This is a genomic window from Acinetobacter sp. ANC 4654 (assembly GCF_002135425.1).
Classification (GTDB): Bacteria; Pseudomonadota; Gammaproteobacteria; order Pseudomonadales; family Moraxellaceae; genus Acinetobacter; species Acinetobacter kyonggiensis.
In genome coordinates this window covers 726,927-752,046 of record NZ_NEGL01000001.1, presented here as the reverse complement: position 1 = coordinate 752,046, position 25,120 = coordinate 726,927, and the positions used below count along the sequence as shown (strand labels likewise).

The following is a 25,120-nucleotide window of genomic DNA, read 5'->3' as shown; positions in this document are numbered from 1 at the left end:
TATGGAAGTCACAACCGTCGTTGGTATTGTTATCGCCGTTATCATTATGTTATTCGGTTTAAGAATACTGTTTAAAAAACCTGCTGATGCAGCACCTTCATTGGATTCAGAACTGCATGTCGACTCAGATAGTCAGCAGCCTGTGATTCCTCGCCATGTACGTGATCAATTACAAAATGCCGCAGAAACGTCAAGTGCTGAACCAACTCAAGATTTAACCAGTAGCGAAGCAAAAACTGAAAATACTGAGGCTAACGCAGCTGAAACCAGTAGCAATACTGAATCAGTTGTAGATTCGCTTGAACCTGAACTGGCTAAAGCAGTCGATGTTGCAACTGAACCATCCGCTCAAGTGAAAAAAACTGAAGTAAAAGAAGCGGCAGAATTTAGTCTGAATGCCAATATCGCCAAAGCTGAAATTTCAGAGTTTGAAGAAGAAAGCAGCATTTTGGATGAACATTTACATGAACAGCAACGTGTTGATGAGGAAAGTGCATTATCCACTGCCGTTGAATTCATTGCGTTAAATATTTATCCAGAACGTCGTGTGCTTTCAGGTGAAAAAACCTTAAAAGTGCTGCTTAAATATGGTTTACGTTTTGGTGAAATGGCGTGTTTCCATCGTTATAGTCAAGATGACAGCAAATTACTCTTTTCTGTTTTACAAATCACCGATGAAGGTGCGGCAGGCTTTGACCTTGAAACCTTGTCTACTGAACAAGTCAAAGGTTTAGCATTTTTCTTAGCGTTACCACATAGTGATGTACAAAATGCCTTTGATACCATGGACAGTATTTCGCGCTTAATTGCCCGTGAAATTGATGGCACTGTTTACGATCAAAATAATCAGGAGTTTACGCCGCAGTTGCGTGAGCAATGGCGTCATCAAGCGATTGACTATCGTTCAGGACACGCGGCAGAAGTTTAGTTTGAAACAGAAGCACTCGATTTCTATAATAGCGAGTAGATAAAATTTTTTAAGGGCGGAAAATAGACCGCCCTTTTTTATGGTGAAGAAATGACTCAAGATTCAACTATCAAAGCGCAAATGCGTCAATTGATCCAAATTTTAGCCAAGCATAATCATGCTTATTATGTAATGGATCAACCGACCATTGAAGATAGTGAATATGATCAATTGTTTCATCAATTGAAAGCGTTAGAACAACAATATCCAGAATGTATACAAGCCGATACACCGACCAATAAAGTGGGCGGTAAAGCACTACCTAAATTTGAAAGTATTACCCATGTTGTACCAATGCTGTCATTGGGTAATGTATTTAATCAAGAAGATCTATTTGCATTTGCACGTCGTATTGAAGAACGCTTGCCGAATCAGAAAATTCAATATGATGTAGAGTTAAAGTTTGATGGTTTAGCCATTTCACTTTGGTATGAAAACGGGATATTGGTTCGTGGTGTGACCCGTGGCGATGGTGAAACGGGTGAAGACATTACTGAAAATGTTAAAACTATTCGTAACTTACCGAAGGTGTTAAGTTCTGATTTGGTAAAAATTCCGACACTGTTAGAAGTGCGTGGTGAAGTATTAATGCCGAAAGCAGGTTTTGAAAAACTCAATGCGGAGAATGAAGCCAAAGGTGAAAAGACTTTTGCCAATCCACGTAATGCAGCAGCAGGCAGTTTACGTCAGTTAGACCCAGCAGTCGCGGCGTCTCGTCCTTTGGCATTTTATGCCTATGGGATTGCACAATGTGAGCCAAATCATGGCTTAACGTCGATGTCCGAAAGTTTGCAGTGGTTAACCAATTTTGGTTTTGCAGTTGGTGAGCGCCATTTTGTTTGCGATAGCATTCAAGAAGTCCAAGAAAAATATGAACAGATCAATGTAGAACGTCCAAACTTAAGTGTTGAAATTGATGGCATGGTCGTCAAAGTTGATGATCTAAAACAGCAACAACAGTTGGGTTTTCTAAGTCGTGAGCCACGTTGGGCGACTGCCTATAAATTTCCAGCCGTTGCCGCGTTAACTACGGTTGAAAATATTGATTGGCAAGTGGGTCGGACGGGAACTTTAACGCCAGTTGCACGTTTAAATCCAGTTGCTGTGGGTGGGGTTACGGTATCCAATGTGACGCTGCACAACATTGGTGAAATCCATCGTTTAGATGTTCGCGTTGGCGATACTGTTAGTGTATACCGTAGTGGTGATGTGATTCCCAAAGTGGAAAAAGTTTGGCCTGAATTCCGTCCTGATGATACGGTAGAAGTTCATTTACCCGAAAATTGTCCAGTCTGTGAGTCGCCTGTGGTGATGCCCGAAGGTGAAGCATTGGCACGTTGTTCGGGTGGACTCTATTGTGCAGCGCAGCGTATTGAAGCGATTCGTCATTTTGTTTCACGTAAAGCACTGGATATTGAAGGTCTGGGTGATCGTTGGGTGGAATCTTTATTACATCTTGACCTGTTAAAAAATGTCGCTGATATTTACAGTTTACATGAGCACCGTGAGCAATTACTAACGATTGAAAAAATGGGTGAGAAGTCTGTTCAAAACCTATTTGATGCCATTGAAAAGAGTAAAAAAACCACTCTTGCTGCTTTTATTTATGCTTTAGGTATTCGCGGTGTAGGTGAAACCACAGCACGCATGTTGGCCAATACGTTTCAAACTTTGGAAGCATTACAAAATGCTGATATTGAAACATTAAAGAAAACGCCTGATGTGGGGGAGATTACCGCAGAATGGATTATTGATTTTTTCCAAGCGCCGCATAATTTGGAAGTGGTGCAGCGTTTACTTGATGCCGGTATTCACTGGGATGCGCCAATTGCACCAACACGTCAGCCGTTAAATGGCGAAAGTTGGGTGATTACAGGCACGCTCAGTCAAATGGGGCGTGATGAAGCCACACAAATGCTGCAAGCTTTAGGGGCACGGGTGAGTGGTAGTATTTCCAGTAAAACCAAATGTTTGGTTGCTGGTGAAAAAGCAGGTTCGAAACTTGAAAAAGCTGAAAAGTTAGGTGTACAAGTGATGAATGAGCAAGAGTTTTTGAATTTTGTAGCGCAGTATGGAAATATTGAATGAGTATCCAAAAGTTAAAAGCGTATCTTGCAAATAAATCAGAAAAAGAATTAACTAGAGAAATTACTGATTTATATCAACAGTTTTCTGGGGTTAAGGACTTTTATAATTTGCAGATGAGCGCAGAGGGTGCAAATGATATACTTGCTAAACATAAAACGATCATTAAAGATCAGTTTTTGCCTAAGCGTGGTTTCGGTGATGCCCGTTTATCAGTTGCCCGTAAATCAGTCATGGATTTTAAAAAATTAGTAGGGGTTCATGAGAATCTTGTTGATTTAGCTCTATATTATGTAGAAGTGGGCGTTCAATATACCAATACTTATGGTGATATTAATGAACCATTTTATAATAGTATGGAGTCAATGTTTGCCCAAGCATTGAAATGGATGAAGCAGTTGAATTTAGCACATCAGTTTCAACAAAGAGCAGCAAAAATTTGTCAGGATACTGATGGAATAGGTTGGGGGTTTCATGATGGGTTATGTGAAACTTATGATGATTATTTTGATGAAATAGATGATTAAGAGAAACTTAGTTAAAAGCCCATTCAATTGAGTTGAATGGGCTTGTTTGAGCTTAAAGGTATTTTTTCACCACACCATCATCAAGAAGTTGTTGGAAATGTTCAACCAAACTACTTTCAATATTATAGTATTCAATACCAAATTCTTGCTTGCTCTTATCGGCATTGAAGTAAATTGGATAACCCATATTTAGTTCGACAAAGTCTTTAGAAAACCCGACCAATGGACCAAAAATTTTAAAGGCAGCTTTCGGTAAATGATTACGCGGGAACGGGAACTTATGACCAAAGTTTTGACGTAAAATTTTGCCCATTTCTAATAAACTAAGTGTGCCGCCACTAATAATATAACGCCCTTGAGCATCTGCTTTAAATGCAGCATGGATATGTGCATCGGCAACATCGCGCACATCGACAATACCATTCCACATTGGCGGTACGCCTAAAAGCGTCATCCCATTGGTAAATTGTTGCAAGACTTCGACACTACCCGATTGTGTATTGGGCGTTAGAGATGGGCCAAGAACCAAAGCAGGATTGATACAGATTAAATCCCAACGGTTTTGTGCTTTTTGCATGTCCCAAGCTTTACGCTCTGCCATGACTTTAGAATAGGGATAAGGTTGATGGGTTTCAGAGCTGCTGGTATTCCAATGTGACTCATCAAAGGCATTATTTTCAGTTTTTAGAATGTCGATTGCATCGCCATAGGTAGAGGCAATACTTGAAGTCACGACCACACGTTTCACGGACTCGGTTTTATTGACACTATTAAGTACATTTTCTGTACCCAAAACAGCAGGCTCAATAATATCTTTTACAGCATCTTTAAAGTTGGTGACGACAAAAGGCGAAGCCATATGTAAAACGATTTCACAGCCTTGCATGGCTTCATCAAAAGAATTTTCTTCAAGTAAATTGGCTTTAAAGAGTTTAAGCGTGCCTGTGCTTTGCGCTGCAATTTTTTCCAAATGGGCAAAACCTGATTTTTTATTCAGATCACGGACAGTGGCATGTACCTGATGACCTTGTTCAAGCAGTTTTTGAATGACCCAACTGGCGATATAGCCAGTTGCGCCAGTCACTAAAATTGGAGCTGTGTTTTGAGTTGCTGTCATTTTTAAGCCGTTATTGTTCTCAAGTCTATATGCATGATAGTCAGAAACAAGTGGCTTGTCTTGGGCTAAAGATGAAACTTGTGAGTCAAAAAAGATAAATCTGTATAGATCGTGATTGGTTACAAAAAACTATACTTTAAAAGAGAGCAAAAAATGATTCGGATTTGAGTCATAAAAACTGCAACAGCTTGTTTTCTAAATAGGAATTTGATGGTTTAAAGTGCAAATGCGTATGTTTCTCATTTTTATTTTATAAAAATCATTAACTTACATAATTTTTGCTTTGCATTGGTGGTTCATTTTGCCCATAATATTAAAAAAAGGGTATGGAGTATTTGAAATGCGTGGCAATCCAGAAGTCGTAGACTATCTAAATATGTTGATCGGTGGCGAACTGGCTGCTCGTGATCAATATCTTATTCATTCGCGTATGTATGAAGATTGGGGTTTAACTAAAATTTTTGAACGTATCGATCATGAAATGCAAGAAGAAGCAGCGCATGCTGATTCAATTATTCGCCGTGTCCTATTTTTAGAAGGCACACCGAATATGAATCGTGATGATATTGAAACAGGCGAAGATGTGGTGAGCTGCTTAAAAGCAGATTTAAAACTGGAATATCATGTCCGTGATAAACTTGCGCAAGGTGTGAAACTCTGCGAAGAAAAAGGTGATTACGTGACGCGTGATATGCTTCGTCAGCAAATGTCAGATACTGAAGAAGATCATACCTATTGGTTAGAAAAACAAATTCGTTTGATTGAATTGATTGGTTTACAAAATTATATTCAATCACAAATGTAAGATTTTAGTTTCACATAAAAAGCTCAGTGTTTACTGGGCTTTTTTATTGCTGCTATGAAGGGTTACAACCTTGATTTAAATGATGAGTGATCTAAAATTATTTTTTAGAAAACTTTTGAATATCAGCTAAAACCTGAGCGGCATGGGACTGTGTGTTTACACTGTTGTAGTGATAAACAATGGTTCCTTTGGGATCAATTAAAAAGCTCTCTCGTTTTGCTATTTTAGTCACCCCTAAATTTCGCACAATACCGAATTGATTGGCCAGTTGGTGCTTATTGTCTGCCAAAATAGGAAACGGTAAGCCTAATTTTTCGGAAAATTTTTGATGTGATTGCACATCATCTAAACTGACGCCAAGAACAACGGCATTACTTTTTAAAAACTGTGGATACAGTGCTTTAAATTGATTGGCTTCTTGAGTACAGCCGGGTGAATTATCTTTTGGGTAAAAATAAAGCACCACCCATTTGCCTTTATATTGGCTCAATTCATGCCATTTTTGATTTTGATCCTGTAACTTAAACATCGGTGCAGGCTTGCCAACCCATTGCTTTTGTGGAGTATCAGTTTTGGTAAAAATAGAACTTTCCGCATGACTTAAAGTGGAAAATCCAATCGATGTGCTGATACAAACCAAGCCAGTGCTAAAGAATTTTGTATAATTCATATCGTTTACTTTTTATTAGACGTGAACTCAGTTTAGCAGAGTTTAGAATGCTACTGTGCTGGAAATTGTTCAGGTTTTTTGCATACAGCAGCTATGTTATAAAGATGGATCAAATTATAAAATAAGAGCAATGTATGGATGTGGGCGCAGTATTAATCAAATTAAAACCTGATACTTTAGATCATGTTGAAGCATGGAAAAAAGAACTGAATGAGCGTAAAGCTGAAGCGATAGAAACACTTCGGGCAGAAGGTGTGCATGTGGAATCGTGGTTTCACTTGGAATTAGATGGTCAAGATTATTTGTTAGCTTATATGCGGGCTGATGATATTGCACAAGCTCAGCACATCGGTCGAAATAGTCATTTCCCGATTGATCAGGTACATAAACAATTTAAAAATAATTGGGCCGAAGTTTTTCCGGCAAAGTTATTGCTAGATTTGGAAAATAATGCTTAGTTTATATTTTTTAATTTGGGGCTGATCGTGAAACAACGTATTTTACTGATTACAGGCTGGGGTGGGGGCACAAATCTCCTGCATTCATTACAACTGGCTTTGCAACAGCACGGTCATGAAGTTGAGCTGATTAATATCTTTAATGCTTTTGATCAAGATGTTTTGCAACACAAGGCTGAATGGGCGCGTCAATTTGATGTGATCATTGGTTGGTCTTTAGGTGGGCAGCTTGCCAGTCTTTTGGTGGATGAAATTGAACAACATTATGCTGAACCAAAGATTTTAATCACTCTGGCATCCAATCCTTGTTTTGTCGCCAATGACACATGGCAAACGGCTATGTCACCACAGACCTTTCAAGTTTTTAAACAATCCTTTGAACAGGATGCAATTCTGACACTAAAGAAATTTGGCTATATGGTGTGTCAGGGTGTAGAAAGTAGCAAAAAAGACTTCATCACCTTACAAAGTTTAATTCAGCCACAACAGTTTGATCTGCTTAAACAGGGTTTGGAATTGCTGGAAAATTTAAATATTGTCGATATATTAAAAAATTATCAGGGCAAGCAATATCATATTTTTGCAGAGCAGGATGTTTTAGTTGATTGCAAAGTTATCCAAAATTTCCAACAATTCGACGCAAAATTTTTGCAGGTAGAGCTTATTCAAGGTTCACATGGTTGTCCTGTCTTTAAAGCTGAACTCATAACTGACAAAATCTGCCAATATTTACAGAAAATGAATTAAACATGTTGATAAGTGGCAAATATCGCAATTTATTTTTTATCTGTGCAGGTTTAAGATCGACAAAATAGATTTTTGCTGTAGCTGTGGAGTTAAGGATGACTGAATTAAATGATCTGCAATTTGATCTTGAACACATCTGGCATCCCTATACCTCCATGACCAAGCCTTTACCGACCTTTAAGGTCAAACAGGCCTATGGTGCAACCATTGAACTAGAAGATGGTCGTCAATTGATTGATGGTATGTCATCTTGGTGGTGTGCCATTCACGGTTATAACCATCCAGAATTGAATCAGGCGGTAACGGATCAATTACACAAGATGTCGCATATTATGTTTGGTGGTTTCACCCATGAACCTGCCATTGAACTGGGTAAACTTTTACTCCAAATTACCCCACCCAGTTTAGATAAAATTTTCTATGCCGATTCAGGCTCTGTGGCGGTGGAAGTTGCCTTGAAAATGGCCGTGCAATACTGGGCTGCACAAGGAAAAAAAGAGAAAAGCAACTTTGTCACACCACGTTCGGGCTACCACGGGGATACGTGGAATGCCATGTCCGTCTGTGACCCTGTGACAGGTATGCACCAGATTTTTGGTTCAAGTTTACCGAATCGTCTTTTTGTGCCTGCACCGCAAGTCGGTTTTTATGATGAGTGGGATCAGGTCGATATTGCCGAACTGGAACAGACTTTGGCTGAGCATCATCAAAGCATTGCGGGACTTATTTTAGAGCCGATTGTGCAAGGTGCAGGCGGCATGCGTTTTTACCATCCTGAATATTTGCGTCAAGCCAAATTACTCTGTGAAAAATACAATATCTTGCTGATTTTTGATGAAATTGCGACAGGTTTTGGGCGCACAGGTAAAATGTTTGCATGGGAACATGCCCAAGTTGAACCCGATATTATGTGTATTGGTAAGGGTTTAACGGGGGGGTATATGACCTTGTCTGCCACCTTAACCAGCAAAAAAGTTGCGCAAACCATTAGTCAGGGTGAAGTAGGTGTATTTATGCATGGCCCCACTTTTATGGCGAATCCTTTGGCATGTGCTGTAGCAGTCAAAAGTACCCAAGTCTTATTGGCGCAAGACTGGCAAGCCAATATTCAGCGCATCAACCAACAATTATCCACGCATTTACAACCATTGTCGCAGCTTGAATATGTGCAGGATGTGCGTATTTTGGGCGCAATTGGCGTGGTGGAGTTGACGTTTAATGTCGATATGAAAACCTTACAACAAGAATTCGTGCGTCGAGGTATTTGGATCCGCCCATTCGGAAAATTGGTCTATGTGATGCCGCCGTACATCATCACGGAAAATGAACTTAAAACATTATTACAGCAATTGGTTGAAGTGGTTGAACAGATGGAGCATTCAGCATGAGTCAACTTGAGCAACATCTGGATCATTATGCAGTGCAACTTGAACAATTAAAACAACAAGGTAATTTACGTCAATTTACTTCGAATATTCAGCACGGTCGCACGATTCAAATTAACGGTCAAAGCATGCTGAATCTGAGTTCAAATGATTATTTGGGTTTAGCTGCGGATCTTACTTTACGTGAACAATTTTTCGATCAAACGCCCAATGATTTACGTATTATGAGTTCATCCTCATCTCGTTTATTGACAGGTAATTTTCCTGCATATGAGCAGTTGGAGCTGAGTTTAAGTCAGGCATTTTATGGACGATCAGCGCTGTTGTTTAACAGTGGTTATCACATGAATATTGGCATATTACCTGCCTTGAGTGATGCAAAAACCTTGATTCTTGCCGATAAACTGATTCATGCCAGCATGATTGATGGCATTCGTTTGTCGTCGGCTAAATATGTGCGTTATCGTCATAATGATTTAAATCATTTGAGCCAACTTTTACAAAAGTATCATACCGATGAAAGCTTTGATCGCATTATTGTGGTGACTGAATCCATCTTTAGTATGGATGGCGATGAGACTGATTTAGCTGAATTGGTACGGATTAAACAGCAATTTAGTAAAGTCATGCTCTATGTTGATGAAGCGCATGCGATCGGTGTGCGTGGCGAGCAAGGTCTGGGCTGTGCGCAACAATATGGCGTGATCGATGAGATTGATTTTTTGGTTGGCACTTTTGGTAAAGCTTTAGCTTCCGTTGGTGGCTATTTGATTTGTCATGCCATCATTCGTGATTATTTGATTAATAGCATGCGCCCCCTTATTTTTAGTACGGCACAACCCCCCATTTGTATGGCGTGGACAAATTTTATTTTCCAAAAAGTTTTAGGCTTGAAGCAGCAGCGTCAGCATTTACAACAGATCAGTCAGTATTTACAACAAGCGGTACAAAGCAAAGGTTTTGATTGCCCCTCGACCTCGCATATTGTGCCTGTGATTATGGGTGAATCGCAAAAAACAGTGAATAAAGCCAAAGCCTTACAACAGCAAGGTTTTTATATTATGCCTGTACGTCCTCCGACGGTGCCACAGCATGGTTCACGTTTGCGAATTTGCTTAACTTCGCAACTAAATCAGGCTGACCTTGATCAGTTGGTTGCGTTGTTGTGAGTACTTTGCTGTGAGTGATGTATTGTGAAAAACCTCAATATTGATAAGGCCCAAGTGGCGCAGCGTTTTGAAAAAGCGGGACAAAGCTATACGCAGCATGCGGTGGTGCAAAAGCAAATTTGTCAGCATCTTGTTCAGTTAATGCAAAATTATTTGCCAAAAACAAAGCTTGATCGTGTCTTCGAAATTGGTTGTGGTTCGGGTAATTTAAGTCATTTGTTGATACGAAATTTCCAGTTCAATCAATTAATTTTGAATGATTTATATTCTGAAGTACAACAGCATTTTTCTGAATCCAAGCAACTACAATGGCTCATTGGTGATATTGAACAGCTGTCATTTCCCCAAGAATTAGATCTGATAGTTTCTAGTTCTGCGTTGCAGTGGATGGTTGATTTAGAGGCGATTTTTAATCAATGTTCAAATGCTTTAATCGGAGAGGGCTATTTTTGTTTCTCAATTTTTGGACAGCAAAATCTTAAAGAAATTAAAGCATTAACAGGGCAGGGTTTGGATTATTTGAGTCTTGACGCGATTCAGGAAAAACTGCTTGTTCAGGGCTTTGATATTATTCATTTATCTGAAAATATCGAAACTTTAGCTTTTGAGCATCCTAAACACGTTTTACAGCATTTAAAAGCTACAGGTGTCACGGCAACAGCATCCAAGCATCGTTGGACAAAACAGTCATTACAGCAGTTTTATTTAGATTATCAACAATTTTCAAATGTGGACTCGCTGGGGCAAATAACCTATTGCCTAAGCTATCATCCTATTTATTGTATTGCACGGAGAAAGCCATGAGCGCACCTGTATATTTTATCAGCGGCATTGATACAGGCATTGGCAAAACCTATACGACGGGTTATTTGGCAAAGTTATGGAGCGAGCAGGGGCAAAAAACCATTACCCAAAAGCTGATTCAAACGGGTAATGTTGATATTTCTGAAGATATTGAACAGCACCGTGAAATTATGGGCATGGGCTGGTTTGCTGAAGATCACAGCAAACTGACCATGCCTGAGATTTTTAGCTATCCTGCATCGCCACATTTAGCCACTCAGATTGATGGTCGTGAAATTGATTTTCAAAAAATTGCCGATGCAACGCAACAGCTTGCTGAAAAATATGATCTGGTGTTGCTTGAAGGTGCTGGTGGTTTGATGGTGCCTTTAACCACAGACGTACTGACCATTGATTATATTGCGGAGAAAAAATTCCCTGTGATTTTGGTCAGTTCAGGGCGTTTAGGCAGTATTAATCATACGCTTTTAAGTCTGGAAGCCTTAAAAATTCGTGGTTTAGAACTGTATGCTTTGGCCTATAACTTAAATGATGAATCGCAAGATGCGCTGATTTCTCAAGATACAGCAGCCTATTTAAAAGCGTATTTAGTGAAGCATTTTCCAAAAGCATTGTGGATTGATGTGCCAGTACTTTAATTTTTTTCTTCTTTTTTAAGTTGAAAAAAGCGGAAGGTATAAAAAAGCCACTCATTTGAGTGGCTTTTCTTTAAAGCGATTTAAGTATTAAAACTTCTTAAAGCCTTTATTGATACCAAAAGGTTTGCGTGGAGCAAATTTGTTTTCACCGCGGTTTTCGTTAGCCATCGTGTTAGCGTTACGATCATTGTTAACACGATTGCCACGGTTGTCGTTACGTGGTTCTGAACGATCAGTACGTTGCTCTGAACGATCATTTCGGCTGTTAAAACGCTTGTCGCCAGTGCTTTCTGTACGAACAGGACGATTATTGAAACGGTTATCGCCAGTGCTTTCTGTGCGAACAGGACGATTATTAAAACGGTTGTCACTGCGCTGATCAGGACGCGCATTTTCAGTGCCCGTTTGGCGCTGGTCACGGCGTTGTTCAGGTTGTTGCGCTTCACCTTCACTGTCACGACGTTGTTGGCGTAAGTAGCCACCACGACGTGCAGCCAGTGGTTTGTCTTGCATACGTTCGTTACGGCGTTTTGCCATGCCGAAAAGCCCCGTCCCTTGACGTGGTTTTAACTCAACAGATTTGGTTAAGTTGTCGATATCATTTTTATCCAGTTCAATCCAGCGGCCCGTACGAAGTTCGCGAGGAAGAATCACCGTGCCATAACGAGTACGTAATAAACGGCTAACTTTTAAACCTTGTGATTCAAAAATACGACGAACTTCGCGGTTACGACCTTCTTTAACCACCACTTGATACCAACGGTTAATCCCTTCACCGCCAATTTCAGAGAACGACTCAAACTTAGCTGGACCATCATCTAGAACAACACCTTCAGTCATGTTCTTTTTGATTTGAGGTGTTACTTCACCCATGACACGTACAGCATATTCACGTTCAATTTCATTCGACGGATGCATTAAGCGGTTCGCTAATTCACCATCATTTGTGAACAGTAAAAGACCTGTTGAGTTGATGTCGAGACGACCCACCATGACCCAGCGATCACCAGGAATTGAAGGTAATTGTTCGAAAACTGTTGGGCGTGACTCAGGGTCATTACGTGAACAGATTTCACCTTCTGGTTTGTAGTAAATGATCACACGACGACGAATTTCATCTTCAATTTGGAATTGGACTTTACGACCATCGATGCGAAGCTCATCAGTTGGTTCAATGCGTTCACCGACTTGGGCAACACGTCCGTTGATACTGACGCGACCTGCGGCAATGACTTCTTCCATATAACGGCGAGAACCCAAACCAACACGTGCAAGCACCTTTTGTAATTTTTCACTCATGACAGCATAACCTTAGAAATTATCATCAACAGTTCACCTATTTATGACTTCGGTGCGTGAGCATCGAGAACCATAAAAGCTTCCTTGGCATCCTGTAGGGGAGGCAGCTGACCTAAAGATGCTAGGCCAAATGCATTTAAAAATTGTGGCGTTGTAACTAACAACGCAGGTCTTCCCGGAAGCTCTCTGAAACCAGATTCTTTAATCCAGTTCCAATCAAACAATGATCTTAATATTTGACTATTGTTTGAAACTCCACGAATTTGTTCAATATCTGCTCGGGTTACCGGTTGATGATAAGCAATCACAGCCATAGTTTCGAGCATTGTTGGCGATAAGCGAGTTGGTCGCTCTGGCCAAACTTGAGTAATGATATTGCGATATTTGGCACGAACTTGAAAACGGAAACCTTCAGCAGTTTCAATAAGTTCGATCGATCTGCCATGCTGTAGCATAGCCAGTTGTTGCAAGAGCTGACGCAATTCTGGTTTGCTATATTGATTTTGTAATGCTTCTTTTAAGCGTGCAAGCGAAACAGCGGTTTCACTGGCAAAAATAATCGCTTCGAGTTGCATTAAAATTTCATGTTGATTGTCAGCAACAGACAGCGGCGCAGTTTGATGATCAGTCATGCTCGCACTCCTTGAATCGCCAAAGGCGCTTCAATTCCTGTTGCAATAATATTAACTTTTTGTTGTCGTGTCAGTTCAAGAATTGCCATAAACGTCACGACCATGCCCATACGACCTTGGCTTGGTTTAAGTAAGGCATTAAAATGTAAAACTTCACCAGAGCGTAATTTATATTCAATAAAAGCAATGCGTTCTTCTAGCAGCACAGCTTCTTGTTGAATTTGGTGAATGATCGGTTCTGGTCGATTAAACACACAAAATAAGGCATCACGTAACAGATCGACATCATAACCTTCATTATTTTGTGCCACTTGACCAAGACTGATATGGGCTGGGAATGTATCACGTTCTAGAATAGGCAGTTGACCCAGACGTTCAGCGGCTTGTTTTACGCGTAAATAGGTTTCAAGGCGGTCAATTAATGCCTGTTTGGGATCTTTTTCAAGCACAATCGATGACGTTGCTTTTGGAAGTAAAAGCCGAGATTTAAGATCGGCTAATAATGCTGCCATCACCATATAATCCGCAGTCAGTTCAATATTGAGTGACTTCATGGCATCCATATAGGACAAATATTGGGCTGCAATCGGAGCAATATCAAGTTGTAATAGGTCGAAACCACTTTTTTGAATCAGATAAATTAAAAAGTCGAGTGGTCCTTCGAAATGTTCTAAAAGAATTTCAAATGCAGCTGGAGGAATGTATAAATCCTCAGGAATCGATTCTTGCCACTCATCCAGAACACGGATGTGTGAAGTTTGCTCCATAGGATCATGGATGGATTGATTCATTACAGTTATAGGCCACGCGAATTTTCAAAGGCATGAAGATGCTATTTCGGATCAGCTTTCAGGATGGATAAGTATGATGAGAAAAAGCACAGAGTTAATTTGCGTAGTCTAAAGGAAAACACGCTTCAAATAAATTACCAAATCGAACAAAAGACAAAAAAACCTGAAAATAAATAGGGAATATTGATTTAAATGACCCTCAGCAATATGATGTCATTGTTAGATATGCATTTTTTACTGGCATAAAAGAATTTTTTTGCGCAATATAAAATCAAGCTAATTTTTTGTGATGACATATGAAAAATGATCCAAAAGTACAAGAAAATGAATATGGTCAAATTGTCGGATTTCCTGTGTCTAACCCTTTACCGATTCATCTTTGGGTAGAAAACCTAGATGGAAAAAGTGTCACATTACATGCTTTATCTGCAATGACACTGAGTGAAAATCGGGTTAAACAAATTTGGCAATGTGTAGAAACGGAAGTGGATCGGCGTTGTTGGACATATTTGCCTTATTCAGGTTTTAATACCATCGATGAATTACGAATTGCTTTGACCAATTGTTTTGGTTTTAAGGGCACAGCGCATTATTTAATTGAAGTGAATCATACGATTGTGGGATGGATGGGCTTAATGAATCCACGTCCTATGGATCATGTCATAGAAATTGGCAATGTGTATTTTTCACATCAAATGAAGCAGTCTACTGCATCAACCGAAGCGATCTATCTCTTATTGAAAGCGTGTTTTGAGCAAGGCTTTCGCCGTGTGGAATGGAAGTGTGATGACTTGAATCAGCCTTCAAAACGAGCCGCTTTACGTTTGGGCTTTCAGTATGAAGGGACTTTTCGCCAAGATCGTATAGCGAAAGGTCGAAATCGAAATACGGCATGGTTTTCAATTTTGGATGAAGAATGGCCAAGCTTAGCAACTGCATATCAACAGTGGTTAAGCCCTGAAAATTTTGATGCGGATGGTGAACAGAAGAAGCGATTAAGTGATTTAACTGCTTAATGAGAAAAATAATTAAAAAAACTTTCCCTGAGTATCTGAAAAAATTAAAAAAGTGATATTTTGCACAAAAATAATTTATTCATAAATATAAATAAGGGTGGGTATGAAGATTAAATTCGTCATTGTAGGGCTTTTAATTATTGCTGGATTGTTTTGGGGAACTGAAAAATATTGGCAACACCAGTTCCAGCAACAAGCTCGTGAGACATTAAAAAACATTGGTATGAATGATGCCTTACGCCAACAAATTAGTAATACAGGATTGCCAATAGAGGGGGATATCTTAAATCAGTACCCCAATATTATTACATATCTGTATTTGACAGAATTTAATGAAAAACAAGTACCCGATTCCATAAAAAACAATGTGAATTTGTTGGGCTGTTCAATTTTAGAAAAGCTAAAAGGGCAGGAACCTGATCTGGTAGATGCATATTTAACGGTATATAAAGAAGATAAAGTGACTTCGACTTATATTATTCAGAATAAATTCAAACAAGAAATTTATCAGACTCAACAAATACTTGCGGAATGTCCAAATTTTAATGAGGTTGCCTCAATAAAAGAAAGTGTGATCAAAGATGCACCTGAAAGCATGCCAGTCTCTAAGAAAACATTAGCGCTTAATGAAAAACTGGAAAATGGTGGTTAATTTAAGCAGGATTTAAAAACATAAAATAAAGCGCTTATTCAAAAGCGCTTACATCACCAACACCGCGACGAATTACTTCAGGATGATCACCAGATAAATCAATAATACTGGTGGTGTTTAAAATACCTAAACCTCCATCAATAAACACATCAACGCGGTTACTCAATGCCATTTCAATATCATAAGGATCATCTAAAGGGTCTTCATGATTGGGAAGAATAAGTGTACTGGTTAAAAGCGGTTCACCCAGTTCTTTTAATAACATCTGGCAAATTGGGTTGCTTGGAATACGCAGACCAATGGTTTTCTTTTTAGGATGCATTAAGCGGCGTGGAACTTCACTGGTCGCAGGTAAAATAAAGGTCGTGACAGCAGGGGTGTTATTTTTCAGTAAACGATACATGGCATTGTCCACTTTTGCATAGGTGGCAATATCAGATAAATCAGCACAAAGAATCGCATATTGGTGTTTTGAACCTAAACCACGAATTTGAGAAATACGCTCCATGGCACTTTTGTTACCAATTTGGCAACCAATAGCATAAGCCGCATCGGTGGGGTAAACCACGACATCGCCAGCACGAATACGTTCTACCGCTTGGCTGATCAAACGTGGTTGAGGATTATCAGGATGTATTCTTAAATGCAGCATATTTATTCTCCCCCAACTTATTTCTAGACATTATCTGTTGAATTTACAAAGTCTTGCAATCAAGCTTTGATGGGTTTGTGTAATTTAGTCTAACATTTCTCGTTGAAACTCATCACTTTGTAATGTTTTGCCACTTCGCGTATAGGCACAGATGCAGTCAATAAAGTGTGCTGCATCGCGTGGCAGTTTAGCTTCACCAGTAAAATATTGTTGCAGTTGAGCATAAACATGATCTTTAAATGTTGCACCATTGCCGCCATCGCCAGTTAAATTATCTAAAGACACCCGAAATTTACGTCCAAATGCCTTTGAAAATAACCATTCAATTGCCTGCGGTTTAATTTCAACCTGTTCAAATAAAGCCTGTTGTTCAGCGGTTCGACCATCAGGTGCATACCAATATCCGAGGTCTGGCAATAAGCGTCTTTGCTCGCCTGCAATGCTCCAATGGCTGATTTCATGCAATGCACTATTAAAAAAACAGTGGGCAAATTGAATCCGCGCAGCTTCAGTTTCAGTTGCAGGGAAATATTCTGGTTCAAAATCTCCACGTACAAGCATCACATTTAGGTGGGAAAACCAATGATTAAAGTGTAAGATAAGCCAATCGACCTGTTGAACTTCTGTCTGTAAATTCACCCACTGTAAACGTTGCGCAGGGACTGGATTTTCAGTAAAAGCCGAAGTTGAATGCGTGTCGAACTGTAATGAAGTTGTGACTTCAGGTTGCGGCTGCAACTGATGCATGACTTGTATTACCCAAATGATCTGTCTAAATAAGTACAAAATTGTATCTTAATCTTTGACAGAGTACCCATGAATTTGTAGAATTGCCGCCTTAATTATGTCAGCAAATACCTTTCCGGCACAGATTGAGCCGTTTAAATGGGCTGAACAAGGTTATGCATGGTCAGGTAACCTGCCATTGTCTCGCTTTGTTCGAATTTCCCGTGAAGCTGTTGGATCAATTGAACATCAATTGATTAACATAGACTGTAAGCTATCAATGGATGCGTATCATCGTATCGTATGGCTAAATGGTCATGTTGAAACGAAAGTTCCGATGGAATGTCAGCGTTGTCTGAATACTGTTGAGCTTACTCTCGTTTCAGATTTTCATTTAGCGCTTGTGGATGATGAATCACTGATAGAGCGCTTGGATGAGGATGCTGATTTCATCGTTTTAGGTGAAAGTGAAGCAACGACAAAAGGTAGCATTGATGCACCTGCGTCGGCTGATTTACTCGCACTAATAGAAGATGAATTGTTATTGTTGATGCCTTTGTCTCCTAAACATGATGTTTGTGAGCATAAGCATCAACCCGCCAATGATGACATTGTCGAAGAAAAACGGGACAATCCGTTTGATATTTTGGCAGGTTTGAAGGGTAAACTTAACTAATTTTTTGTGTTATACTGCCAAGTATAAGACAACTGAATTTGTTCTGATCCATTTTTTCGATCTTTGTAAGGAGCCATCATGGCCGTTCAGCAAAACCGTAAAAGTCGCTCTCGCCGTGACATGCGCCGTTCACATGACGCTTTAACCGAGAATGCATTAACTGTAGACCAAGCTACTGGCGAGACTCACCGTCGTCACCATGTATCTAAAGATGGTATCTACCGTGGTCGTCAATTATTCGCTAAAGCATCTGCTGAATAATTAACGAAGCATTAGGCTTAAAGCTTAGTGGAAAAAATGGGAGCGAAAGCTCCCTTTTTTTGTTGCTGTTTTTTGTTGTATTTGGCAATTACCAAAACAAAAATTAAGTGCTAAATTTCGCAGCATAAACGAGCTTAGGTTCATGAAAGGATTTTTATATGTCGTCTAAACGACTCGAGCAAGCAGCTCAAGCAACAAAAACTGCATTTGTTTTTCCTGGTCAGGGTTCACAAAAAGTTGGCATGTTAGCTGAACTTGCTGAACAGTTTAGTGGGATAACGGATACTTTTGCTGAAGCGTCAGAAGCCATTGGTTTCGATTTATGGCATATTGCACAAAGTGGCGAAGGGTTAAACCAAACAGAATTTACACAGCCTGTATTGCTGACTACAAGTATCGCCTTATGGCGCGTGTGGTTGGAATTAGGTGGTGTTGCGCCAAAATATCTTGCAGGTCATTCACTTGGTGAATACAGTGCATTGGTTGCGGCTGGGGCAATGAGCCTTGGTGATGCCGTTAAACTGGTCAATTTGCGCGGTAAACTCATGCAAGATGCTGTCCCTCAAGGGCAGGGTGCAATGGCCGCAATCTTGGGTTTAGACGATACCCAAGTGCTTGAATTGTGTGAACAAGCCAATATGCAAGGTCGTGGCTCAGTAGAAGCAGCCAATTATAATGCGCAAGGTCAGGTTGTCATTGCTGGCGATAAAACTTTAGTGGAAGCCGTCATGGCAACGGCAAAAGAAAATGGGGGTAAAGCGATTGCACTTCCAGTTTCAGTGCCGTCACATTGTTCACTGATGAAACCTGCTGCTGAAAAGTTTGCAGAAGCTTTGGAACAAACTGCCATTGAGCTACCTAGCCTTCCTGTAATACAAAATGTCAACGCAGAAATTGCGACAGACGTGACGCAATTACGTCAGGCATTAACCGCTCAATTGTATCAATCTGTGCAATGGACCAAGACGATGCAGTACCTTCAAGATCAAGGTGTGCAGTATGTGGTTGAGTGTGGTCCAGGAAATGTGCTTGCCAATCTTGCGAAGCGTTTACCAAATATTGAAAAAGCCTTCCCACTCGACAGTAACAGTCGTTTGGAGGATGCATTAAATGCCATTTTAGTGGCTGAAGGGAAAATCGCATGACACAACAACGCAAAGTCGCATTGGTAACAGGTGCGAGCAGAGGAATTGGTGCAGCCATTGCTCAGCAATTAATTTTAGACGGTTATTTTGTCGTGGGTACGGCAACATCTGAAGCAGGCGCAGAAAAATTATCTGCAAGTTTTGCTGAAAATGGTGCAGGTAAAGTACTGGATGTACGTGATGCGACAGCCATTGATGCCTTAGTTACAGATATTGAACAAAAATATGGTCCAGTTCTTGTGCTGGTAAATAATGCAGGAATCACCAAAGATAATTTGTTATTACGCATGTCTGAAGATGATTGGGATGATATTCTCAATATTCATTTGAAAGCCGTTTATCGTCTATCTAAGCGTGTTTTAAAAGGTATGACCAAAGCACGTTTTGGACGCATTATTAATATTAGTTCTGTGGTTGCACACTTTGCAAACCCGGGACAAGCCAACTATTCTGCCGCTAAGGCAGGCATAGAAGCGTTCGGTCGTAGTCTTGCAAAAGAAATGGGTAGTCGCCAAATTACGGTGAATGCTGTTGCCCCTGGCTTTATTGCAACAGAAATGACTGAGCAATTAAGTGAAGAAATTCGTAAGAAAATGAGTGATCAAGTGGCATTAAACCGTTTAGGTGATCCACAAGATATCGCAAATGCAGTGAGCTTTTTAGCTAGCGAGAAAGCAAGTTATATCACTGGTACTGTTTTACATGTGAATGGTGGTCTATACATGAGCTAAGCTCAAGTATAAACTTTCCAAAAATTAGATATTCAATTAAACTAACGGCATTAAAAACGCCACAAGCAATGAGGAGAATTCCTGTGAGCGATATCGAACTACGTATCAAACAAGCGGTTGCAGAACAACTTGGTCTTAAAGCTGAAGAGATTAAAAACGAAGCATCTTTTATGGATGACTTAGGTGCTGACTCTTTAGACTTAGTTGAGCTTGTTATGTCTTTCGAAAATGATTTTGACATCACTATCCCTGATGAAGATTCTAACGAAATCACAACTGTTCAATCTGCAATTGACTATGTTTCTAAGAAACTAGGTTAATTGTTGTTTCAGCGTAGCTGAAAATGAAAGCCACCTTTTAGGTGGCTTTTTTATTGGAAAATTAAAACTGTTGTTACATAACTTTGATTAGCTACAGTTCGATTTGATTCACCAAAGGTAACTTTTTGCATAAAAATTTAAAAAAATAGCAGATTATTTATTCAGTAGGATAAATCGCAATTGTGGCTACGGGAAAATATGCAGGATCTTTTTGATGTTGTAATTAGGTTGTTAGTAAAAGAATATAGTGCCAAAATGCAGTAATAGGTGGCTTTAATCATATTGCTAGAAACATTTATATAAGAAATTGCCAATAAATTAGGTCATATTAAAGCTTGAAATTGAGCTGTACATGGCTGGAATAGACTCTAATCCAAACGGCTTTTGAGCAGATTTTTAGCTCATCTTGCCACATGTTGATGTTTAAGTTTTTATATTTAATTTAGTTTATCTATTTTTATATCTGATAAAAATCATAGATAAGCTCTTTTAAGTCAGCTTTCTTCTATCCAATGAACTCTATTTTTCTGAACATGATAGGTTATGCGTGATTATCCATAGAGCAGGCTATGTGTATAAAATCAACTGTCATGCACTTATTTTTAGGCACAAATTTTGCTGTTGATCATTCAATCTATTTTAATGAATGGTAAAAATGACTTATCAAATTAATCGTTGTACAAAAAACTTCAATGCAGATTTTTTAATTTTAGCTTCAGGCTTGGGCGGTCATGCCAGTTTTTGGCAGCCTCAGATTGCGGCACTCACCCCGTATTTTCATGTTTTAAGTTATGACCAAGAAGGTTGCCACGCCAATTCTATGGCTTTATCAGAACAATATTCAATGACTGATTTAGCCAAGCAATTGGTGCAAATTTTAACGCAAGAAAAAATTCAGCATTTTCATTTTATTGGGCATGCGATTGGTGGGTTTATTGGTGCAGAACTGGCTGTCTTACTTCGGTCATCTGAAACTACATGCTTAAGTTTAACCTGTATTAATGCATGGAATGAGTTAGATCCGCATACAAAAAAATGCTTTGAAGCTCGAATTCATTTATTAAAATCGGCAGGTTCAGAGGCTTATGTTAGAGCACAGGGATTATTTTTGTATCCACCCGCATGGATTTCAAAAAATCATGAACATTTAGATATGCTAGAAAATATTCAACTTGAAGATTTTCCACCCACTCAAAATGTGCTTAAGCGTATTGATGCTGCACAGAAATTTAGGATTAATGAGCAGCACATACAGGCGTTGCAGCATAGTCAACTGCATTTCATTGCAAATCAGGATGACTTTTTAGTACCTGTACAAAAATCTATTGATTTACAGCAACAGTTTGGGCATGGACAACTGACTGTTCTTGAAACAGGTGCACATGCTTCAACAGTGACCAGACCAGAGCTATTGAATAAAACGATTCTTCAGTTTTTCAGCCTCATTTTATGCAAATGATAGGTTCATAGTCTTTCGTCAATGAATCTACAGAGAGCATCTGTATTTTTAGATGTGTGAATACGCTGATTTTTAGTGTGTTTGATTAAACCGTGATTTTAAGCTCACGGTTTTTTTATTTATACGCTTAAAGATGTTCATGCTTTATAAAAAATAGTGATCATTTTTTTAAATTGTGCATTTTTTTGGAGCCATTGTAACTATAACGGTGCATCTGTTTTATTGATTATTTTACTGTTTGATAAAATAAATAAATTGTAAATATTTGATTAATAATAATAAATTATAATTGGCACGCCATTTGCTAAATACTTAATATGAATAATCAAGTGAAATGCCTAAAGGGTATTTTTAAACAAATGGTAAAAAAGGTACTTAAAAATGAAAATCGGTGTCTTCTGTCCAATTGGAAATAATGGCTGGTTGCTGTCTGAAAATGCACCACAATATAAGCCTAGCTTTGAAATGAACAAACAGATTGTGCAACGTGCGGAACATTACGGTTTCGATTTTGCACTATCAATGATCAAGCTACGTGGCTTCGGCGGCAAAACAGAATTTTGGGATCATAACCTTGAAACTTTTACTTTAATGGCTGGACTGGCAGCAGTCACAAGCAAAATTCAAATTTATGCCACTGCTGCAACACTGGTCATGCCACCTGCAATTGTGGCACGCATGGCATCGACCATTGATTCTATTTCAAATGGGCGTTTTGGTTTAAATGTAGTTACTGGCTGGCAAGCACCAGAATATAAACAAATGGGCATGTGGCCGGGGGATGAATATTTCGCGAAACGTTATGACTATTTGTCGGAATATGTGGGAATTTTACGTGAGCTTTGGGCGACAGGACAATCCGATTTTAAAGGTGAACATTTCCAAATGGATGATTGTCGGGTCAGTCCGCGTCCACAAGCAGAGATGAAAATCATTTGTGCAGGACAGTCCGATACAGGTTTGGAGTTCTCGGCTAAATATGCTGACTACAATTTTGTCTTTGGTAAAGGCTTAAATACACCTACAGCCTATGCCGATATTAATGACCGTTTAAAAGCGCAAACCGATAAAACAGGACGCGATGTTTCGACCTATGTTTTATTTATGCTGATTGCTGCTGAAACGGATGATGAAGCTTTTGCGAAATGGCAAAACTATAACGATGGGGCCGATGTAGAAGCCATTAACTGGTTATTAAATCAGGGCGGTAAAGACACTAAATCGGGGGCAGATACCAATATCCGTCAAATGGCTTCGAGTGTATCTCCTGTGAATATCAATATGGGCACCATAGTTGGTTCTTATGCAAATGTTGCCAAAATGCTGGATGAAATTGGTGAAATTAAAGGAACGGAAGGCATTCTTTTAACCTTTGATGATTTTATTCAGGGTGTGGAGGACTTTGGTCAGAAAATTCAACCGCTGATGAAATGTCGTGAACATATTGTGGTTGAGGGTGAAGTGACTCAAATCCCTGTTTTGGAGAAATCAGCATGAAAAGCAATGCATCATTTGAAAATGTGGTTTGTGCAGGGTTTACCCAAGCCGCAGGTACTGGAAAAATTTTAAAAGCAGAACCAGAGGCGATTCAACTTGCACCTGAGCAAACGGCGTTAATCGTGATTGATATGCAAAATGCCTATACCTCAAAAGGTGGTTATTTGGATTTAGCTGGGTTTGATGTTTCAACTACTCAGCCTGTGGTGGAGAACATTAAAAAAGCGGTGGCTGCTGCACATGCCGCGGGCATTCAAGTGATTTATTTCAAAAATGGCTGGGATGAGCAGTATGTTGAAGCCGGTGGTATCAATTCACCGAATTTTCATAAATCCAATGCCTTAAAAACCATGCGTAAGCAACCTGAGCTGCAAGGAAAATTGCTGGCAAAAGGAGGTTGGGACTTTGAGTTGATTGATGAGTTACAACCTTTAGCACAAGACATTGTGATTGAAAAACCACGTTATAGCGGTTTCTTTAATACCGCACTGGATAGCATGTTGCGTAGTCAGGGTATTCGTAACTTGGTTTTTGTCGGTATTGCGACCAATGTGTGTGTGGAATCGACGTTAAGAGATGGTTTTTTTCTTGAGTATTTTGGCGTGGCATTAAGTGATGCATGCTATCAGGCAGGGCCAGCAGAAGCACAGCAAGCCAGCCTGTATAACATTAAAACATTCTTTGGCTGGGTGTCGGATACGCAGGAATTTACCAAAACTTTTCAGTTAAATCCGCAACATTTTGACAAAACAGCTTAAGTAAACCCGTTGAATAAAATGATTAGAGAATAAAGCTATGCCTAAAAAGATCATCCTTCCAGAAGGAACGGGAAAGCCACTCGCACCTTATGTTCCAGCGACACAAGCTGACAATATTGTTTATGTTTCTGGCACTTTAGCCTTTGATGAAAATAACAATGTTGTGCATGTTGGCGATGCCGCGGCACAGACTCGGCATATTTTAGAAAGCATTAAAAAAGTGCTTGCAACCGCAGGTGGCAGCATGGATGACGTGACCTTTAATCATGTCTTTGTCAAAGACTGGGCCGATTATGCTGCGATTAATACGGTCTATGCAGAATATTTCCCGGGAGATAAACCTGCACGTTATTGCGTACAAACTGGATTGGTCAAACCAGATGCTTTGGTTGAAATTGCTTCAATTGCGCATGTCTAAGTCGTCATCGTTTTTAACAACAAGCCTATTTGGCTTTGATATTCATAAAAGATAGCACTGAAATTCAGATGAGATATTAAGCACTGAATTTCAGTGAGGAGATCGCGATGAACAGCAAAATAATGTCAGTTCAGTCGAGTCATGCTGTAGCGCAACTGGCTCAAAGTTTTCAAATTACTGCGGATGAAAAGCAGATAGAAATGGATCAGGCTGTTTTTCGACAAGGGATGTCTAATTTGGGTGCAGCAGTGAATGTGATTACGACTCATGGTGAGGCAGGACAGGCTGGTTTTACCGCTTCTGCTGTGTGTAGTGTCACGGACTCACCGCCAACATTATTGGTGTGTTTAAATCGTTCTGCATCGGTATTTGAAACCTTTAAAACCAATAAAGTCCTTTGTGTAAATACCTTGGCAGCACATCAAATTGAGTTATCAAATGTTTTTGGTGGAAAAACGCCCATGTCAGAACGATTCTTGCGTGGAACATGGTCAACCCTAAGCACACAGGCACCTGTTTTAGATGATGCGTTGGTTTCTTTTGACTGTGAAGTGGTGCAAAGCATGTCTGTGGGGAGTCACGATGTACTGATCTGTGAGGTTAAAGCGATGAAAAAAAATGAAGGTCAGAATGCACTGATGTACTTCAACCGCACCTATTGCGAGCCACAACCGATGTACTAATCCAAAATTCCTAATTTGAGGGAGGGGAAACC

The 25,120-nt window shown here is 39.6% G+C and carries 28 protein-coding genes and 1 pseudogene; 22 read left to right on the top strand and 7 right to left on the bottom strand.

Features of this window, described 5'->3' with window-relative positions:
- Nucleotide 1 precedes the first annotated feature (1 nt).
- The 3 genes from B9T24_RS03630 (at nt 2) to B9T24_RS03620 (ending at nt 3,579) form a co-directional block, all read left to right on the top strand.
- A complete protein-coding gene (locus B9T24_RS03630; protein WP_086164519.1) occupies nt 2-928 on the top strand; it encodes a cell division protein ZipA C-terminal FtsZ-binding domain-containing protein in 927 nt (308 codons plus the stop codon).
- 90 nt (nt 929-1,018) lie between these two features.
- Nucleotides 1,019-3,055 carry an NAD-dependent DNA ligase LigA gene (gene ligA / locus B9T24_RS03625; RefSeq protein WP_086164518.1) on the top strand — a complete coding sequence of 679 codons (2,037 nt, stop codon included), beginning with the start codon at nt 1,019-1,021 and terminating at the stop codon, nt 3,053-3,055.
- The gene (locus tag B9T24_RS03620) at nt 3,052-3,579 is read left to right on the top strand and encodes a DUF6155 family protein (RefSeq protein ID WP_086164517.1); all 528 of its coding nucleotides are present in this window, start codon (nt 3,052-3,054) and stop codon (nt 3,577-3,579) included. The genes ligA and B9T24_RS03620 overlap by 4 nt, the downstream gene beginning before the upstream one ends.
- A gap of 52 nt (nt 3,580-3,631) precedes the next feature.
- Here the strand turns inward: B9T24_RS03620 and B9T24_RS03615 are convergent, their stop codons facing one another.
- Nucleotides 3,632-4,696, bottom strand: coding sequence for an SDR family oxidoreductase (locus B9T24_RS03615; protein ID WP_086164516.1), 1,065 nt, complete (start codon nt 4,694-4,696; stop codon nt 3,632-3,634).
- A 340-nt stretch (nt 4,697-5,036) separates the two neighbouring features.
- Between B9T24_RS03615 and ftn the strand changes: the two genes are divergently transcribed.
- Complete coding sequence (ftn, locus tag B9T24_RS03610; RefSeq protein ID WP_086164515.1) at nt 5,037-5,501, top strand: heteropolymeric bacterioferritin subunit Ftn; 465 nt, start codon at nt 5,037-5,039, stop codon at nt 5,499-5,501.
- A gap of 97 nt (nt 5,502-5,598) precedes the next feature.
- On the opposite strand, the gene B9T24_RS03605 is transcribed toward ftn, so the two are convergent.
- A complete protein-coding gene (locus B9T24_RS03605; RefSeq protein ID WP_086164514.1) occupies nt 5,599-6,171 on the bottom strand; it encodes a peroxiredoxin in 573 nt (190 codons plus the stop codon).
- A gap of 134 nt (nt 6,172-6,305) precedes the next feature.
- On the opposite strand from B9T24_RS03605, the gene B9T24_RS03600 reads away from it, so the two are divergent.
- The 6 genes from B9T24_RS03600 to bioD all read left to right on the top strand — a co-directional run bounded on the left by B9T24_RS03600 (nt 6,306) and on the right by bioD (nt 11,372).
- Nucleotides 6,306-6,629: a DUF6176 family protein gene (locus B9T24_RS03600; RefSeq protein WP_086164513.1), complete on the top strand. Its 324-nt coding sequence runs from the start codon at nt 6,306-6,308 to the stop codon at nt 6,627-6,629.
- A 27-nt stretch (nt 6,630-6,656) separates the two neighbouring features.
- Entirely contained in the window at nt 6,657-7,376 is a 720-nt protein-coding gene (locus B9T24_RS03595) for a hydrolase (protein ID WP_086164512.1), read from the top strand.
- A 95-nt stretch (nt 7,377-7,471) separates the two neighbouring features.
- Entirely contained in the window at nt 7,472-8,764 is a 1,293-nt protein-coding gene (gene bioA / locus B9T24_RS03590) for an adenosylmethionine--8-amino-7-oxononanoate transaminase (RefSeq protein WP_086164511.1), read from the top strand.
- Nucleotides 8,761-9,930: an 8-amino-7-oxononanoate synthase gene (locus tag B9T24_RS03585; protein WP_086164510.1), complete on the top strand. Its 1,170-nt coding sequence runs from the start codon at nt 8,761-8,763 to the stop codon at nt 9,928-9,930. The genes bioA and B9T24_RS03585 overlap by 4 nt, the downstream gene beginning before the upstream one ends.
- 24 nt (nt 9,931-9,954) lie before the next feature.
- Nucleotides 9,955-10,734, top strand: a complete 780-nt coding sequence (gene bioC, locus B9T24_RS03580; protein WP_086164509.1) for a malonyl-ACP O-methyltransferase BioC — start codon at nt 9,955-9,957, stop codon at nt 10,732-10,734.
- Entirely contained in the window at nt 10,731-11,372 is a 642-nt protein-coding gene (gene bioD, locus B9T24_RS03575; protein WP_086164508.1) for a dethiobiotin synthase, read from the top strand. Before bioC ends, bioD begins: the two co-directional genes overlap by 4 nt.
- Before the next feature lie 402 nt (nt 11,373-11,774).
- On the opposite strand, the pseudogene rluB reads toward bioD, so the two are convergent.
- The 3 genes and pseudogenes from rluB to B9T24_RS03560 all read right to left on the bottom strand — a co-directional run.
- A pseudogene (gene rluB / locus B9T24_RS03570) lies at nt 11,775-12,671 on the bottom strand (23S rRNA pseudouridine(2605) synthase RluB); the annotation flags it as partial.
- Nucleotides 12,672-12,712: 41 nt separating this feature from the next.
- A complete protein-coding gene (gene scpB / locus B9T24_RS03565) occupies nt 12,713-13,303 on the bottom strand; it encodes an SMC-Scp complex subunit ScpB (RefSeq protein WP_086164506.1) in 591 nt (196 codons plus the stop codon).
- On the bottom strand, nt 13,300-14,094 hold the full coding sequence (locus tag B9T24_RS03560) for a segregation and condensation protein A (protein WP_086164505.1): 795 nt from the start codon (nt 14,092-14,094) through the stop codon (nt 13,300-13,302). The genes scpB and B9T24_RS03560 overlap by 4 nt, the downstream gene beginning before the upstream one ends.
- A gap of 296 nt (nt 14,095-14,390) precedes the next feature.
- On the opposite strand from B9T24_RS03560, the gene B9T24_RS03555 reads away from it, so the two are divergent.
- Complete coding sequence (locus tag B9T24_RS03555) at nt 14,391-15,110, top strand: GNAT family N-acetyltransferase (protein ID WP_086164504.1); 720 nt, start codon at nt 14,391-14,393, stop codon at nt 15,108-15,110.
- 103 nt (nt 15,111-15,213) lie between these two features.
- Nucleotides 15,214-15,762 carry a hypothetical protein gene (locus tag B9T24_RS17080; protein WP_228145682.1) on the top strand — a complete coding sequence of 183 codons (549 nt, stop codon included), beginning with the start codon at nt 15,214-15,216 and terminating at the stop codon, nt 15,760-15,762.
- 34 nt (nt 15,763-15,796) lie between these two features.
- On the opposite strand, the gene B9T24_RS03545 is transcribed toward B9T24_RS17080, so the two are convergent.
- Together B9T24_RS03545 and B9T24_RS03540 are read right to left on the bottom strand one after the other, a co-directional pair.
- Nucleotides 15,797-16,414 (bottom strand): L-threonylcarbamoyladenylate synthase, encoded by a 618-nt coding sequence (locus B9T24_RS03545; protein WP_086164503.1) that lies wholly within the window; start codon nt 16,412-16,414, stop codon nt 15,797-15,799.
- Nucleotides 16,415-16,498: 84 nt separating this feature from the next.
- Nucleotides 16,499-17,161 (bottom strand): elongation factor P hydroxylase, encoded by a 663-nt coding sequence (locus tag B9T24_RS03540; protein WP_086164502.1) that lies wholly within the window; start codon nt 17,159-17,161, stop codon nt 16,499-16,501.
- Between the two features lie 97 nt (nt 17,162-17,258).
- Here B9T24_RS03540 and B9T24_RS03535 point away from each other — a divergent pair, with 97 nt between their 5' ends.
- The 10 genes from B9T24_RS03535 to rutF all read left to right on the top strand — a co-directional run bounded on the left by B9T24_RS03535 (nt 17,259) and on the right by rutF (nt 25,088).
- Nucleotides 17,259-17,816, top strand: a complete 558-nt coding sequence (locus B9T24_RS03535) for a YceD family protein (RefSeq protein WP_086164501.1) — start codon at nt 17,259-17,261, stop codon at nt 17,814-17,816.
- A 78-nt stretch (nt 17,817-17,894) separates the two neighbouring features.
- Nucleotides 17,895-18,077 (top strand): 50S ribosomal protein L32, encoded by a 183-nt coding sequence (gene rpmF, locus B9T24_RS03530; protein WP_004279227.1) that lies wholly within the window; start codon nt 17,895-17,897, stop codon nt 18,075-18,077.
- A 158-nt stretch (nt 18,078-18,235) separates the two neighbouring features.
- Nucleotides 18,236-19,222, top strand: a complete 987-nt coding sequence (fabD, locus tag B9T24_RS03525; RefSeq protein WP_086164500.1) for an ACP S-malonyltransferase — start codon at nt 18,236-18,238, stop codon at nt 19,220-19,222.
- Nucleotides 19,219-19,953, top strand: a complete 735-nt coding sequence (fabG, locus tag B9T24_RS03520; RefSeq protein ID WP_086164499.1) for a 3-oxoacyl-ACP reductase FabG — start codon at nt 19,219-19,221, stop codon at nt 19,951-19,953. The genes fabD and fabG overlap by 4 nt, the downstream gene beginning before the upstream one ends.
- Nucleotides 19,954-20,036: 83 nt before the next feature.
- Nucleotides 20,037-20,273: an acyl carrier protein gene (acpP, locus tag B9T24_RS03515; RefSeq protein WP_004651013.1), complete on the top strand. Its 237-nt coding sequence runs from the start codon at nt 20,037-20,039 to the stop codon at nt 20,271-20,273.
- A gap of 655 nt (nt 20,274-20,928) precedes the next feature.
- Nucleotides 20,929-21,732, top strand: coding sequence for a pyrimidine utilization protein D (gene rutD, locus B9T24_RS03510; protein WP_086164498.1), 804 nt, complete (start codon nt 20,929-20,931; stop codon nt 21,730-21,732).
- A 381-nt stretch (nt 21,733-22,113) separates the two neighbouring features.
- Nucleotides 22,114-23,229: a pyrimidine utilization protein A gene (rutA, locus tag B9T24_RS03505; protein WP_086164497.1), complete on the top strand. Its 1,116-nt coding sequence runs from the start codon at nt 22,114-22,116 to the stop codon at nt 23,227-23,229.
- Nucleotides 23,226-23,987 carry a pyrimidine utilization protein B gene (gene rutB / locus B9T24_RS03500; RefSeq protein ID WP_086164496.1) on the top strand — a complete coding sequence of 254 codons (762 nt, stop codon included), beginning with the start codon at nt 23,226-23,228 and terminating at the stop codon, nt 23,985-23,987. Before rutA ends, rutB begins: the two co-directional genes overlap by 4 nt.
- Nucleotides 23,988-24,024: 37 nt before the next feature.
- Nucleotides 24,025-24,405, top strand: coding sequence for a pyrimidine utilization protein C (gene rutC, locus B9T24_RS03495; protein ID WP_086164495.1), 381 nt, complete (start codon nt 24,025-24,027; stop codon nt 24,403-24,405).
- A 200-nt stretch (nt 24,406-24,605) separates the two neighbouring features.
- The gene (rutF, locus tag B9T24_RS03490) at nt 24,606-25,088 is read left to right on the top strand and encodes an NADH-dependent FMN reductase RutF (RefSeq protein WP_416224346.1); all 483 of its coding nucleotides are present in this window, start codon (nt 24,606-24,608) and stop codon (nt 25,086-25,088) included.
- The last annotated feature ends 32 nt before the right edge of the window (nt 25,089-25,120 follow it).